Annotated in this window: 13 protein-coding genes and 2 pseudogenes; 4 read left to right on the top strand and 11 right to left on the bottom strand. The window is 70.9% G+C overall.

The features are described from left to right. Positions 1-152 precede the first annotated feature (152 nt). The 9 genes from FDO69_RS23080 to FDO69_RS23040 form a co-directional block, all read right to left on the bottom strand. Positions 153-851, bottom strand: a complete 699-nt coding sequence (locus FDO69_RS23080) for an alpha/beta fold hydrolase (RefSeq protein ID WP_104781749.1) — start codon at positions 849-851, stop codon at positions 153-155. Positions 852-861: 10 nt separating this feature from the next. Continuing rightward, a complete protein-coding gene (locus FDO69_RS23075; protein WP_199838301.1) occupies positions 862-1,272 on the bottom strand; it encodes a nuclear transport factor 2 family protein in 411 nt (136 codons plus the stop codon). A 2-nt stretch (positions 1,273-1,274) separates the two neighbouring features. Beyond that, a complete protein-coding gene (locus FDO69_RS23070; protein ID WP_104781747.1) occupies positions 1,275-2,081 on the bottom strand; it encodes an MBL fold metallo-hydrolase in 807 nt (268 codons plus the stop codon). A 44-nt stretch (positions 2,082-2,125) separates the two neighbouring features. Beyond that, positions 2,126-2,743 (bottom strand): DsbA family protein, encoded by a 618-nt coding sequence (locus FDO69_RS23065; RefSeq protein WP_104781746.1) that lies wholly within the window; start codon positions 2,741-2,743, stop codon positions 2,126-2,128. 272 nt (positions 2,744-3,015) lie between these two features. Then, the gene (locus tag FDO69_RS23060; protein WP_104781745.1) at positions 3,016-3,783 is read right to left on the bottom strand and encodes an SDR family NAD(P)-dependent oxidoreductase; all 768 of its coding nucleotides are present in this window, start codon (positions 3,781-3,783) and stop codon (positions 3,016-3,018) included. A 56-nt stretch (positions 3,784-3,839) separates the two neighbouring features. Further along, positions 3,840-4,844 (bottom strand): transketolase family protein, encoded by a 1,005-nt coding sequence (locus FDO69_RS23055; RefSeq protein WP_104781744.1) that lies wholly within the window; start codon positions 4,842-4,844, stop codon positions 3,840-3,842. Next, on the bottom strand, positions 4,841-5,779 hold the full coding sequence (locus tag FDO69_RS23050; protein ID WP_199838303.1) for a transketolase: 939 nt from the start codon (positions 5,777-5,779) through the stop codon (positions 4,841-4,843). Before FDO69_RS23050 ends, FDO69_RS23055 begins: the two co-directional genes overlap by 4 nt. Before the next feature lie 26 nt (positions 5,780-5,805). Continuing rightward, complete coding sequence (locus tag FDO69_RS23045; RefSeq protein WP_104781743.1) at positions 5,806-7,164, bottom strand: MFS transporter; 1,359 nt, start codon at positions 7,162-7,164, stop codon at positions 5,806-5,808. A gap of 175 nt (positions 7,165-7,339) precedes the next feature. Next, complete coding sequence (locus tag FDO69_RS23040) at positions 7,340-8,032, bottom strand: GntR family transcriptional regulator (RefSeq protein WP_104781742.1); 693 nt, start codon at positions 8,030-8,032, stop codon at positions 7,340-7,342. Positions 8,033-8,244: 212 nt separating this feature from the next. On the opposite strand from FDO69_RS23040, the gene FDO69_RS23035 reads away from it, so the two are divergent. Continuing rightward, positions 8,245-9,591: a jacalin-like lectin gene (locus tag FDO69_RS23035; protein ID WP_104781741.1), complete on the top strand. Its 1,347-nt coding sequence runs from the start codon at positions 8,245-8,247 to the stop codon at positions 9,589-9,591. A 204-nt stretch (positions 9,592-9,795) separates the two neighbouring features. On the opposite strand, the gene FDO69_RS23030 is transcribed toward FDO69_RS23035, so the two are convergent. Together FDO69_RS23030 and FDO69_RS23025 are read right to left on the bottom strand one after the other, a co-directional pair. Continuing rightward, entirely contained in the window at positions 9,796-10,290 is a 495-nt protein-coding gene (locus FDO69_RS23030) for a MarR family winged helix-turn-helix transcriptional regulator (protein WP_104781740.1), read from the bottom strand. Positions 10,291-10,331: 41 nt separating this feature from the next. Further along, positions 10,332-10,586 (bottom strand): annotated as a pseudogene (locus FDO69_RS23025) (helix-turn-helix domain-containing protein); the annotation flags it as partial. Here FDO69_RS23025 and FDO69_RS23020 point away from each other — a divergent pair. The 3 genes and pseudogenes from FDO69_RS23020 to FDO69_RS23010 all read left to right on the top strand — a co-directional run. Then, positions 10,580-10,969: pseudogene (locus FDO69_RS23020) on the top strand (MBL fold metallo-hydrolase); the annotation flags it as partial. The pseudogenes FDO69_RS23025 and FDO69_RS23020 sit on opposite strands and share 7 nt — an antisense overlap. Before the next feature lie 48 nt (positions 10,970-11,017). Further along, positions 11,018-11,668 carry an NADPH-dependent F420 reductase gene (locus FDO69_RS23015; protein ID WP_104781739.1) on the top strand — a complete coding sequence of 217 codons (651 nt, stop codon included), beginning with the start codon at positions 11,018-11,020 and terminating at the stop codon, positions 11,666-11,668. 228 nt (positions 11,669-11,896) lie between these two features. Further along, positions 11,897-13,261 (top strand): multidrug effflux MFS transporter, encoded by a 1,365-nt coding sequence (locus tag FDO69_RS23010; protein ID WP_324827036.1) that lies wholly within the window; start codon positions 11,897-11,899, stop codon positions 13,259-13,261. Positions 13,262-13,275: the final 14 nt, after the last annotated feature.

The raw sequence follows: 13,275 nt of genomic DNA, 5'->3' as shown, positions 1-13,275 counted from the left end.
GATACATCGGATGAATGCCCCTCAGCTTGGCAGCTGCGCTCACCGACGAGGCGGTGGACAAGACCAAGGCGATGATCGGCTACATGAGTGAAGGCGGGTTCCCGGCGTCCGTGAACGCCGGGAACCCGCCGTTGGGGCCGGTCCGGTCGACGTCAGTCACCGGTCGTGGCCCGTGCCACCGCTTCCGCGAGGACGCCGGCTACCTCGTCGGGGTGGGACAGGTGCGGGGAGTGCCCCGAGGGGACGCGCAGGATGTGCGCGGCCCGGCCGGCCCACTGCTCCTGGACGGGGGGCGGCAGGGCCGGGTCCCCGGTGGCCACCACGTACGTCAGCGGGACGTCCGCCGGCGCAGCGCCCAGCTTCTCGGTGAAGGCGCGCATGCCCTGCCAGTTGAGGCGCTTGACGGCCTCGGCGGTCAGGACGGGGTCTACGCCGCTGAAGATGGACTCCTCCGCGTCTCCCGCCTTGACGGCGAGCCCGTCCGGGGAGTGGTTCCAGGTGGGCGGGAAGTCGCCGCCCATCCACTCCATCATCGAGGTGCCCGGCTCCAGGGCGAACGCGGCGATGTAGACCAGTTCGACGACCTGGTCCGACTCGGCGGCGATCCAGGTGGCGGGAACACCACCGTAGGAGTGGGCGGCGAGGACGACGGACCCCGCGACTGCCTCGACGGCGGCACGGAGCACCGCGACGTCCTCGGTCAGCCCTTGGGCGGCGGTGCTGTCGGGGTTACTGCTGGGCAGCTGCACGGCGAGGGACTCGATGCCGCGGGCGGTGAGCCGCTCACGCAGCGGGTCGAAGATCCACGGGGTGTGCATGGCACCGTGGACCAGCACGACGGTCGGGTTCATCAGAGAGGCCTCACGGGGTCATGGCATCGCGGACGAGCGCGGTGTCGGTGAACTGTTCGAAGCGGACGATCAGGCCGCCGCGCACCACGAAGTGATGAGCCACCCGGACGTCGATCGGCTTGCCCGTGCCCTTGTGGGTCGCGGTGTACCGGGCGAGGACGACGACGTTCTCGCCGTCGACGACATAGGTGTCGTCGTGGGCCGCCCAGTCGTCCCAGTCCTGGCCGAGCTTCTCCATCACGTTGGAGGTGACGCCTTCGGGGGTGCGGTAGGTGCCGGCGAGGGGGAAGCCGGCCATCTCCGTCCACTCCACGTCGGGGGCGAGTGTGGCACGCAGGGCTGCCAGGCCACCGGCCGCGGAGGCCAGGTACTGGCGGCGTACGACGTCGGCGGGGGCGGTGGAGGTGGTGAAGTCGCTCATCGTCAGCCCCACTGCATTTCGCCCTTGGCGACCTTCGCGCCGATCTGGGCGGCGATCAGCATGCCGTTGTCGGGGTAGCGCTTGACGAGGGCGTCGGTCAGCGCGGCACCGTCGGCCGCCTTCCCGAGCTCCTCCTCGAAAGCGACGAGGTACTCGCGGGTGGCGGTGATGGCGGAGGCGTCGGCGGGAGCGCCGGGCAGACGGTGTCCGGGGACGACGAGCTCCGGCTGCAGGCCGGCCATCTCGTCGAGCAGGCCGATCCACGCGGAACGGTCACCTGGGGTCGGGGTGTCGGCGACCCAGACGTGCTCCTGCTGGAAGAGCAGCACACCACCCAGGATCGCGCGATGCCCGGCCTGCCACAGGTAGTGCCGGTCGGGGAGATCGGCCGGGCCGCCCTTGAGCTCGAAACGGTTTCCCTCGAGGGTGAGGTCGCCGGTCAGGGGCTCCAGGTCGACGAGGCGGGTCGGCAGGTTCTCGCCCACGGCCGCCCATGCCTTGAGCTTGCCCTCGTAGGAGTGCCGGATGTGCTCGATGACGATCGGGGTGGCGACGAACTTCGCCTCCGGGAAGGCGTCGGCGAGGACCTCGGCGCCGAAGTAGAAGTCGGGGTCGCCGTGGCTGACGAAGACGGTGGTCAGCTCCTTGCCGGAGTCGAGGATCTCGGCGGCCAGGCGGTGCCCGTCGGCGCGGGTGAACGCGGCGTCCACGAGGAGTGCCTCGTTCTCGCCGGTGACGAGGGTGGCGGTCTTGTTCTTGCTGCCGGCGGGGAAGTCGAGGTCGAGGACCTTGAAGGAGAGAGCGCTCATTGCTGTTCCTTGCGGTGTGGGGCGGTTGGGGACGGGGGGGAAGCTCAGTGGGCGGTGAGGGACGAGAGCCGCTGCTCGACCTCGGTGGCGGTGGCGTTTCCGTAGGCCAGCGGGGTCACTCGGTCACCGTCGACGGCGAGGAGCGTGGGGAAGCCGGTGACGCCCAGGGCGGCCGCCCGGCGGAAGTCGGCCTGGGCCGCCTCCTGAGCCGGGGGCGCCTCGAAGGCGGCGATCACGGCGTCGGCGTCCAGTCCGGCCTCCTCGGCCACCTTCCGGTACGTCGCCGGATCGGAAAGGCTGCGGCCGTCGACGTAGAAGGCTCGCTGGAGGGCGGTGGCCAGCTCGACTTCCCGCGCGGGCGCGACCTGGCGCAGGGCGGCGACGCCACGCGCGGCGGCCTCGGAGTCCATCACGAACGAACCGTCCGCGATCAGCCGGTCGTACGCCTCACCGAACTCGGCGCCGGTCAGCTCGGCAATCTTGGCGTTGGCTCCCTGGACGTATCCGAACTGGCGGATCGGCACCCGGCGGGGCCCGGTGAACAGGCCGCCGGAGACGACGTCCACGTCGAGCTCCGGATGCCGCGAGGCCACTTCACGCAGGGCCCGGGAGAACCCGTGGGACCAGCCGCAGTAGGCATCGAAAACGTAGATGAGCTTCATCGAGGACCTCGGCAGAACGGTGGGGGACCCGCCCGGTGCGGGCGATTTCACCTGACTCAACAGTACCTGACGCGTCAGATATTTCCCTAGCCACGTGTCGCTCGCCACACTGGTTCCCCAGGGCGAGCAGCGGTCATCGCCGATCCTTGCCCCGCCCGGTGAACACAGGCCTGCGCCGCAGGTCAAATAGCCGCCAAGCATGCGACCGCCCGGACGTTTTCGACCGCGAGAAAGGGCCCGCTGAGGCAGCGGGCCCGTCATCTCAGTGCGTCTCAGTGGATGTGGGAACCGCCGTTGACGTCGTAGGTGGCTCCGGTGACGTATCCGGAGCCGGGCCGCGTCAGAAACGCGATGACGTCGGCGACGTCGGCGACGCCCCCGATCCGGCGCACGGGGATGTCCGCCACCATGGCCGCCTTGCGGGCCTCGTCCAGTTTGCCCTGCGTGATGTCGGTGTCGATGAGACCGGGTGCCACGCAGTTGACCGTCACGCCCGACGGGCCCAGCTCGCGGGCCAGCGCCCGGGCGAACCCGAGGAGTCCGGCCTTGGCCGCGGAGTAGGCCACCCCGCCGAAGACCCCTCCCCCGCGTTCGGCGGAGACGGAGGAGAGGAAGACGATGCGACCGAATCCTCGTTCCGCCATGCCTGCGGCGACACGCTGGGTGACCAGGAAGCCGCCGCGCACATTGACGTCGAAGATCCTGTCCCATTCGGCGGGCGAGACTGCCAGGAACGGCACGGGCGAGGTGATCCCCGCGTTGTTGACGAGCGCGCCGATGGGCGGCAGGGCCGCTTCCGCCTGCGCGACGGCGGCGTCGACGGCATCGGCGTCGGTGACGTCCGCCGCGAGGGCGAGGGTCTGGACCCCGTGGCGGGCGGCCACGTCACGGGCCGCTTCCTCGGCGGCTTCCTTGTCGAGGTCGAGGACGGCGACGGCGTAGCCGTCGGCCGCGAGCGCGTGCGCGGTGGCGCGGCCGATGCCGCGGCGGGACCCGGCTCCGGTGACGAGGGCGGTGCGCGGGCTGTTCGGGGTGGTCATGCGGGCTCCTGACGGGGGCGGTGAGTTCACGGTGGTCGGGTCAGTGGCTCTCGGATTCACAGTTCACGGCGGACCAGGTCCTTGATCGCCGCCACCGACAGGCCGTACCGGTCGTGCAGCGTGGGCAGGGCGCCCGCCGCGAGGAACTCGTCCGGCAGACCCACCGGGACGAGATGTGCCGTCACCCGGGCGAAGGCCAGGCTGGAGGCGACGGACTCCGCCAGGCCTCCGATCACACTGTGGTTCTCGAGGGTGACGACGAGCCGGTCTTTCGCCGCTTCCCGGACGACGGCCTCGCGGTCGAACGGCTTGATGGTCGGCACGTGCAGGACCGCGGCGTCGACGTGGTCGCGTTCGAGTTCCCGGGCCGCGGACAGGGCGCGTACCGTCATCAGGCCGGTGGAGATGAACAACACGTCGCGCCCGCCGCGCAGTTCTGCGGCGCGTCCCAGCCGGAAGGTGTAGTCGTACTCGTCGAGCACGGTGGGGACCGCGCCGCGCAGCAGCCGCAGATAGGTGGGGCCGGGGTGCGCGGCCAGGGCGGGTACGGCCTGCTGGATGTCGACCGAGTCCGCCGGGTCCACGATGGTCAGACCGGGCATGGCACGCAGGATCGCCAGGTCCTCGGTGGCCTGGTGGCTGGGGCCGTAGCCGGTGGTCAGTCCCGGCAGGGCGCCGACGACGTTGACGTTCAGTCCCGGCTCGGCGATGTCCAGGCACAGGAAGTCGTAGGCACGGCGGGTGGCGAAGACGGAGTAGGTGGAGGCGAACGGCGTCAGACCCGACTCGGCGAGCCCCGAGGCCGCGCCGAGCATCGCCTGTTCCGCCATGCCCATCTGGAAGAAGCGGTCGGGGTGCGCCTCGCGGAAGACGTGCATGTCGGTGTACTTGGCGAGGTCCGCCGACAGGCCGACGATGTCCGGCCGTTGGTCGGCGAGCCGGGCGAGGGCGTGCCCGAAAGGTGCCTTGGCGGTGCGCTGGCCCTCCTCGGCGATGGAGGCGATCATGGCGGAGGTGGTGAGCCTGCGCGTGCCGGTTGCGGGGGCGCCGACGGAGTTCATGCGGTGTGCTCCTCATCTGCGGTCGCTGCGTTCCGGTCGGCACACTCGGCGTGGAATCGCTCGGTCAGCTGGTCGCGGGCGATCTGCCACTCGTGCTCCTCGACCCGCAGGAAGTGCGCTTTCTCCCGCGTCTCGAGCATCGGCACGCCGCGGCCGACGCGGGTGTCGCAGACGAGCACGGACGGCGAGCCCCGGTGGGTGCGCAGGCTGTCGAAGGCCGCGACGAGGGCGTCGACGTCGTTGCCGTCCACCCGGACCGCGTGCCAGCCGAACGCCTCCCACTTGTCGGTGACGGGCTCGGTACGCAGCACGCCGTTCGTCGGACCGTCGGCCTGCAGGGCGTTGACGTCGACGATGGCGGTGACGTTGTCGAGGCCGTGGTGGGCGCAGGCCAGGGCGGCCTCCCAGGTGGAACCCTCGTCGAGTTCGCCGTCCGAGAGGAGGTTGTACACGTGCGCGCGGCTGCCCTGGTGGCGCAGGCCGAGCCCCAGTCCGGCGGCGATGCCCAGGCCGTGCCCGAGCGAGCCGCCGGAGATCTCCATGCCGGGGGTGTAGGTGGCCATGCCCGACATGGGCAGGCGGGAGCCGTCACTTCCGTACGTCTCCAGTTCCGCGGTGTCGAGCACTCCTGCCTCAGCGAGCGCCGCGTACAGGGCGATGGCATAGTGCCCGATCGAGAGCAGCAGCCTGTCCCGCCCGGGCCACTCCGGGTCCTCGGGACGGTGGTTGAGCACGTCCTTGTAGACGACGGCGAGGACGTCGGCCACACCGAGTGCCTGTCCGACGTAGCCCTGGCCCTGGACCTCGGCCATGTTCAGGGCGTGGGTGCGGATGCGGTACGCGGACTCGCGCAGAGCACGCAGTCGCTCGGCGTGCGACGCGGGTGGGGCGGTCCGGGGACCTGCGGCCGGCGTGGTGGTGGCGGTGGGGGCCACGTCAACTCCTTCTTCTGGGGTGCGAGTCAGTGGGACAGGGCGGCGGGAGCGGTGGTGTCGCGCGCTGCCCGGGCCGCCAGGTCGGCCTGCCGCCGCTCGGGCGCTCCCCAGGTCTCGCGGGTCAGCACGGTGGCGACGAGGCCGAGCAGCCCGTAGAAGCTGAAGAGGACGGCCGGGCCGGTCCATCCGACGGCGGAGTACAGCGCGGTCGCGATCATGGGCGTGAACCCGGAGACGACGGCGGAGAGCTGGTAGGCGAGCGACGTGCCTGCGGTACGGGTCCGGGTGGCGAACAGCTCGCAGAACCACGCCCCTTGGACGCCCGCCAGGGAGTTCTGGCAGACCGCGTAACTCATCACGAAGGCGACCAGGACGAGCGCGGCGATGCCCGTGTTGACCAGCAGGAAGAGTGGGAAGCCCCAGAGCAGGGTCACGGCACAGCCCAGCAGGTACACCGGTCGGCGTCCGACGCGGTCGGACAACAGTCCCCATCCTGTCGTGGTGGCGATGCCCAGGGCCGCGGCGGTCACCAGCGCGGTGAGGCTGACACCGCTGGAGACGTCGGGGGCGCGGTCGTCGTTCAGGTAGGAGAGGACGAAGGTGACCGAGACCGCGTATCCGGCCGTCTCCGTGGTCCTGAGGCAGAAAGCCCGCAGCAGACCCCGCCAGTCCTTGCGGAGCACCTCCCCCAGGGGGTTCTTGGCGACGTCGCCGGACTCCTTCAACTCCTCGAACTGCGGGGATTCGTCGATCTTGAGCCGGATGAAGATGCCGACCGCGATCAGTACGGCGCTCAGGAGGAACGGCACCCGCCAGGCCCAGGTGTCGTCCAGGGTGTGCCGGCTGAAGAGGAAGGCCAGGTTGGCCAGGAGCAGACCGACGGGGAAGCCCGCCTGGGTGATCCCCGTGTACAGACCGCGCCGTCGCCACGGCGCGTGCTCGAAGGTCATCAGGATGGCGCCACCCCACTCCGCGCCGAAGGCGAGACCCTGGACGATGCGGACGGCCACCAGCAGCACCGGTGCCCAGACACCGACCATCTGATAGGTGGGCAGACAGCCGATCAGGACCGTCGCCACGCCCATCAGCAGCAGCGATCCGACCAGCACCGGCTTCCGTCCGATGCGGTCGCCCAGGTGGCCGGCGATCACACCGCCGAGGGGGCGGGCGGCGAAGCCGATGCCCAGCGTGGCGAAGGACAGCAGAGTGGCGGACAAGGGGTCGGAGTCCGGGAAGAACACATCGCCGAAGTAGAGCGCCGCGGCCGTGCCGAAGCCGATGAAGTCATAGGTCTCGATGGTCGCGCCGACACCGCAGCCGACGGCGACTCTCATGCGCTCGGGGGAGCCCTCGGCCGACGGTCCGGGGGGCGGGGAAGCAGCCATGTCGATCCTCCTTGATCGCTGACGGAACGGTCCGTCCCTGAACTGCGCCTGTTGGCTGTTGACTGTTAACAGTCGAGAGTCGACTCTGGGGAGTGCAGCCGCACGTGTCAACCCCTGGCAGCGAAAAAGGCCCACCAGCGGGTCGCCGGCGGGCCTTTCGAGAAGGAGGGAAGGATCAGAGAGCGGCCTGGTCGTCCCCGGTGTCCGCGGCACCGAGTTGCTCGACGGCGGCGGCCATGTGGGCGCGCAGCACGCCTTGCGCCGCGGCCGCGTCACCGCGCTCGATCGCCTCGACGAGCGGCAGATGAGCCGACGCCGCCATGGCCACCTCGCGCCGCTCGGCCGCCGCGCTCATGACGACCACCCTGATCGGCCCCTCGAGCCCGCGCCAGGTCTTCAGGAGGACGGAGTTGCCCGACAGTTCGCACAGCATCAGGTGGAAGGCGAGGTCGGCCTCTACCTTGGTACTCAGGTCCGCACCCGACTCGACGGCGGCGTGGAGCCGCGCCACGGCGTCCCGCAGGGCCCGAAGCGCCTCGGGTCCTGGCGACGACTCGATGATCTGCCTGATCGCCAGACCTTCGAGCGCCTCCCGGACCTGGAACAACTCCCGAACCTCGACCGGCGACAGCTGGGACACCCGCAGCATGCCCCGGGCGCCGGCGGTGACGAGCCCCTCCTGCTGGAGGTGACGCAGCGCCTCCCTCACGGTCCCGCGGCTCACGGCCAGCCGCTCCGCGATCTCCACCTCGCCCAGATGATCACCGGGCCGGTACCGGCCACTGGTGATCGCCGCTCGCAGCGTCAGGAGCGCCTGCTCCCGCAGGGTCGTCGAGCGGGCCAGACTGGAAAACGTCGGACCGGTCACGGACCAGGCCTCCTTCAGGCTCCGGGGAGACTCATCGTAACGGAAGGCCTGTCATCTGTTGACAGTCGGCACTGATGCCCGATGCGGTGGCCCGCCTGGTCCGGACCCGTCGGTCAAGATTCGGTCTCGCTTAACCGAGTATTCGGCGCCGGGGAGTGTTACCCACGGTAAGTTCCCCCTCCCCACTCCCCGTTGTCAGGAGCCCCGGATTCATGCGCCGACTTACAGCCTCCATCGCGGTGGCGTCAGTGGCCATCGGCGGGTTCATCACGAACACGTCCCCCGCCGCTGCCGCAGACCCCGCGTCCGGTTCCTTCAGCGTCCTCGCCTACAACGTCGCGGGCCTGCCGGAGAGCATCTCCAGCGCTCCCACCCCGCGCGAGCCCGCCACCACGGAAATCGGCCGGCGGATCGCGCCGTACGACATCGTCAACGTCCAGGAGGACTTCAACTACCACGCCCTTCTCTACGCCGGCGACACCGCGCACGCCTACCGCACCCCGACCAGCGGCGGCGCGGGCATCGGCAGCGGCCTCAACACCCTGGCGAAGCTCCCCTACGACACCGACGACTTCGAGCGGGTGCGTTGGAAGTCCTGCCAGTTCGACTCGGGTGACTGCCTCACGCCCAAGGGGTTCACCTTCATCCGCCAGCGTCTCGCCGAGGGCGTGTACGTGGACTTCTACAACCTGCACACCAATGCCGGAACCAACCCCGGCGACCTGGCCGCGCGGGCGGACAACCTCAACCAGCTGACGGCCTTCATCAAGAGCCATTCGGCCGGGAACGCCGTCGTCGTCATGGGCGACACCAACACCCGCTACACGCGCTCCGGCGACACCATCGCCGAGTTCGCCGCCGCGAACGGCCTGACGGATCCCTGGGTCGAGCTCATCCGCGGCGGCACCCCACCCGCCAAGGGCAGCGACGCCCTGGTCTGCGACCAGACCGGCCCCACCGTGCCCAACACCTGCGAGGTCGTGGACAAGGTCCTGTACCGCGACAGCAAACTCGTCTCCCTGGACGCCACCTCCTACAACAACGAACACTCCAAGTTCCTCACCGGCGACGGGCTCATGCTGTCCGACCACGACCCGATCAAGGTGGACTTCTCCTGGTCGCGCGCCGCGGACTTCCAGCTCAGCGACCAGTTCGGAGGGCCGCACGGCGACTACTACAACGACATCGACGCCGTTCCGGCGGGCGCCCGCCCGGTCAGCCTCTCGCTGCGCGGCGGCACCCGCGTCGACGGTGTCGGCCTGACGCTCGGCGACGGCAAGGTCGTCAGTCACGGCGGAACGGGCGGCACGGTGTCGACCCTGAACCTGGGCAGCGGGGAATTCCTCAGCTCCGCCCAGCTGTGCCGGGGTGAGAAGGACGGCCGCACCCGGATCTTCTCCGCCACGTTCACCACGAACCTCGGCCGGAGCCTGTCCGGCGGAACCACCACGTCCGACTGCGTGACGCGCACCGCGCCGTCGGGGTGGCAGATCGCCGGGTTCCACGGGCGCGCCGGTGCCGAGATCGACAAGCTGGGCTTCATCTACACCAAGCGCTGACGCACACTCCCGCCGGCTGCCTCCGGCGCCGGCACACCGACGGCGGCGACAGCCTCACCCCGGCTGTCGCCGCCGTCCGCGCGGGAGGGCCCGGCGTGCGCCTTCCTAGGGCGCCGGGCCCTCCCCGCAGCGGTCGGGACCCGCCGTCCGCCGCATCACGCCCGAGAGGTTCACACCGGACACGCGCCGCCACCGGCGCCGTCGTCAGGGGAGGCGGGGCAGCATGTCCCGCGCAGTGTGGCTGAGGACGCGGAGGTTCTCGGCGAACCGCTCCCGGTCCTCGACCGGCAGGGGGGCCAGGAAGTAGCGCTTGATGTTCTCCACGTGCGCCCGGGCCGCGACAACCGTGGTCTCCTCCCCTCGCGCGGTCAGGCGCACCAGGCGCGCACGCCGGTCACCGGGGTCCTCGACCCGTTCGACCAGACCGGCCGCCACCATGCGGTCCACCAGGCGGGTGGCCCCTCCCGTGGTCAGCACCTGTTCCTGGGCGATGGCACCCATCGACAGTCCGGGATCCCCCGCCCGCCCCAGAATGAGCAGCACCTCGAACATCAGGTGGCTGATGCCGCACTCCGCCTCCAGCGCCCGCCCCAGGATGTACTCCAGCCGGTTCGCAGCCCCCTGCAACCGGCCGAAGGCCAGCACCAGGGCGTCGTTCGCCGCTTCCCCCGGCGTCGAGATCTCCGCCTGCTCGTTCACGGCTCCGACACCCCTTTCCTCCTCGCAACCCGTCCCCCCGATCATGCCGCACCCTCGCCGGGCGTCACCTGCCGGCTTTGATGCACCTGCCGGAACGTGCCCGGCGGCATGCCCGTGTGGCGGGTGAAGAACTTGCCGAAGTTGGTGGGTTCGGGGAAGCCCAGGCGGCGTGCGATCGTCGCCACCGGCTCGTCGGTGTGGGCGAGCAGGCGCCGGGCCTCCAGGGCGACACGGCCGTCGATGACGTGCTTGACGGGTTGCCCCGTGGCGGCCGCGCAGGCGCGGGTGAGGGTCTCCGTTCGTCTTCGAGGCCGTATCGGGCGGCGAGGCCGCCGACCAACTGCTCATCAAGCTGCCCGAGCAGGGCGTCCTGGTCGCGCAGGACCTCGTGTACAACGACGTCCACCTCTACCTGGGCAACAACGACATCACCGGCTGGCAGCAGGCGGTCGACGCGCTGGCCGCCGAGTCCGGCTACGACACGATCCTGGCGGGCCACGGCCTGCCCACCGGGCCCGAGGTCTACGCGGACGTGCACCGCTACCTCACCGACGCCCGCGAGCTGCTCGGCGACGACGGCGACGCGTACAAGAAGGCGATCGTGGACCGCTACCCCGCCCATGTCGGCCCGTTCATCATCGACATCGCCAACCGGTCGCTGTTCGGCGCCGGCCACTGATCGCACACCGCTGATCACACCCACTGATCGCGAAGGGAAGCAGTCATCATGCAGATCACCATCATCGGGGCCGGCAACATGGCCCGCGGCATCGCGACCCGCGCCCTGGCCGGCGGGCATACGGTGACCCTCACCGCCAAGGACCCGGCCAAGGCCGCCCGGCTCGCCGAGGAGCTGAGCGCACCGGCGGCGGGCGACGCCGCCGTGCGTGTCGGTGACGACTCCGCGGTCGACACCGCCGAACTCGTCGTCCTGGCCGTGCCGTTCACCGCCGCGAAGGAGCTCACGGCCGCCCTCGGGGCCCGGCTGAGCGGCAAGGTCCTCGTGGACATCAGCAACCCGGTCGACGCCTCGCTGGACGCGCTCGTCGTCGACCCGGGAACCTCGGCCGCCGAGGAGATCGCCGGTGTCGCCGCTCCCGGCACCCGCGTCGTCAAGGCGTTCAACACCACGTTCGCCACGACGTTGGTGGCCGGCCAGGTGGGCGGCACTCCACTGGACGTCTTCATCGCCGGTGACGACGAGGCGGCCCGCGCGCTGGTCGCGGAGCTGGTGACCTCCGGCGGACTCCACGCGGTCGACGTCGGGACGCTCAAGCACGCACGCGAGCTGGAGGGCTTCCAACTGCTGCACATGGCACTGCAGATCAGCCAGGGCGGCTACGGCTGGGCGAGCACCGTCAAGCTCATCGCGCCCTGATCCCCGGTCCACCCCCTCCTGGAGAACCACCCCATGTACCCCCGCGCCACCCTCACAGCGCTGGCGGCGGCCGCCCTACTGGCCTCCGCGGCGACCACGACCGCCTCCGCCGCCACCGCTCCCGTCTCAAGGCCCCGCGTCACCGCCCACTTCGAATCACGAACGAGGACCCCAACCTCCTGAGGGCCCATCTCGGCCGTTGAGGCGGAGCAGGGTCTCCTCCGTCCCGTGCCGGTGTCCGTCCTGTCCGGTCGGCACCGGCACGGCGGCCACGGCGGCGCTCCCGGCCCGCCTCCACTCCCGCATCCCTGGACCATCCATGCCAGAAACACACCCGGCCGTCGCCACCGTCACGGAGGTCCGGGCCACCGTCCGGGCAGTCGGCCCCCGTCGCTTGCCTCTCGTCCTGATCCTGGGCTCGTTGACCGCACTCGGCCCGCTCAGCGACACCTCTACCTGCCCGCGCTCCCCGAGGTCAGCGAGGATCTGCGTGTCTCACAGGCCGTCACCCAGCTCACCCTGACCGCGTTCATGGTGGGCATCGCGGTGGGCCAGCTGGTCATCGGCCCGCTCAGCGACACCCTCGGCCGGCGACGGCCGCTACTGGCCGGGCTGACCGTGTACGTGGTGGCGGGCGCCGTGTGCGCCGTCGCGCCGGACCCGGCGATCCTCATCGGCATGCGATCGGTGCAGGGGCCGGCCGGCGCGGCGGGCCTCGTCATCGCCCGGGCCGTCGTCCGCGACCTGTACGACGGCCCGGGCGCGGCCCGGCTGCTGTCGTCGCTGATGCTGGTCTCCGGTACCGCGCCGATCCTGGCTCCGGTGCTCGGCGCCCAGCTGCTGCGCCTGACCTCCTGGCGCGGCGTCTTCCTCGCCCTCGCCCTGCTCGGCCTGGCCATCCTGGCCACCACCGCCGCCTCGCTGACCGAGACTCTGCCTCTCCCCCGGCGCCGTCCCGGCGGACTCGCCATCACCCTGCGCACCATGCGCGGCCTGCTCCAAGACCGCCCTCTCACCGGCTACTTGCTCACCGGCAGCCTCGGCTTCGCGGCCCTGTTCGCCTATATCGCCGGCTCCTCCTTCACCCTCCAGCGGATCTACGGCGCCTCCCCGCAGGCCTACAGCCTGCTGTTCGCCCTCAACTCGATCGGCATGGTGGCGACGGGTCAGCTGAACGGCAAGGTCCTGCTCGCCCGTTTCCCCTCGCACCGCATCCTGGCGGCGGGCCTGACCGTGCTCGCCTGCGCAGGCACCACCCTGGTCCTGCTGGTCACGACCACGCACGCGGGGCTGCCCTGGATCGCGGCTGCCCTGTTCCTCGTCGCCTGCCCCGTCGGTATGATCTTGCCCACCACCACGGCTCTCTGCCTTCAGCGCGCCCCGCACACGGCCGGCAGCGCCTCGGTGCTGCTGGGCACCACCCAGTTCCTCATGGGCGCTCTCGCCCCAGCCCTGGCCGGCCTCGGCGGCCGGAACACGGCCCTGCCCATGGCCGCGTCGGTCCTGGGCCTCGCGCTGGCCGCGGCCGCCTGCTTCCCCGCCCTGTGCCGTCCTTGGAGAGCCACCCCCGACCCGCTCGCTCAGCAGGGCTGATGCGTTCTCACGTG

Origin of the sequence: Streptomyces tibetensis (genome assembly GCF_007655005.1) — a bacterium.
GTDB lineage: Bacteria > Actinomycetota > Actinomycetes > Streptomycetales > Streptomycetaceae > Streptomyces > Streptomyces tibetensis.
Note: the sequence above shows the minus strand (reverse complement) of the source record. Positions and strands in the feature narration are given on the sequence as shown.

Bases quoted from the DNA above. Each gene is read 5' to 3' on its own strand.
- FDO69_RS23080 (WP_104781749.1), bottom strand. From the start codon at position 851: ATGAACCCGACCGTCGTGCTGGTCCACGGTGCCATGCACACCCCGTGG.
- FDO69_RS23075 (WP_199838301.1), bottom strand. From the start codon at position 1,272: ATGAGCGACTTCACCACCTCCACCGCCCCCGCCGACGTCGTACGCCGC.
- FDO69_RS23070 (WP_104781747.1), bottom strand. From the start codon at position 2,081: ATGAGCGCTCTCTCCTTCAAGGTCCTCGACCTCGACTTCCCCGCCGGC.
- FDO69_RS23065 (WP_104781746.1), bottom strand. From the start codon at position 2,743: ATGAAGCTCATCTACGTTTTCGATGCCTACTGCGGCTGGTCCCACGGG.
- FDO69_RS23060 (WP_104781745.1), bottom strand. From the start codon at position 3,783: ATGACCACCCCGAACAGCCCGCGCACCGCCCTCGTCACCGGAGCCGGG.
- FDO69_RS23055 (WP_104781744.1), bottom strand. From the start codon at position 4,844: ATGAACTCCGTCGGCGCCCCCGCAACCGGCACGCGCAGGCTCACCACC.
- FDO69_RS23045 (WP_104781743.1), bottom strand. From the start codon at position 7,164: ATGGCTGCTTCCCCGCCCCCCGGACCGTCGGCCGAGGGCTCCCCCGAG.
- FDO69_RS23035 (WP_104781741.1), top strand. From the start codon at position 8,245: ATGCGCCGACTTACAGCCTCCATCGCGGTGGCGTCAGTGGCCATCGGC.
- FDO69_RS23015 (WP_104781739.1), top strand. From the start codon at position 11,018: ATGCAGATCACCATCATCGGGGCCGGCAACATGGCCCGCGGCATCGCG.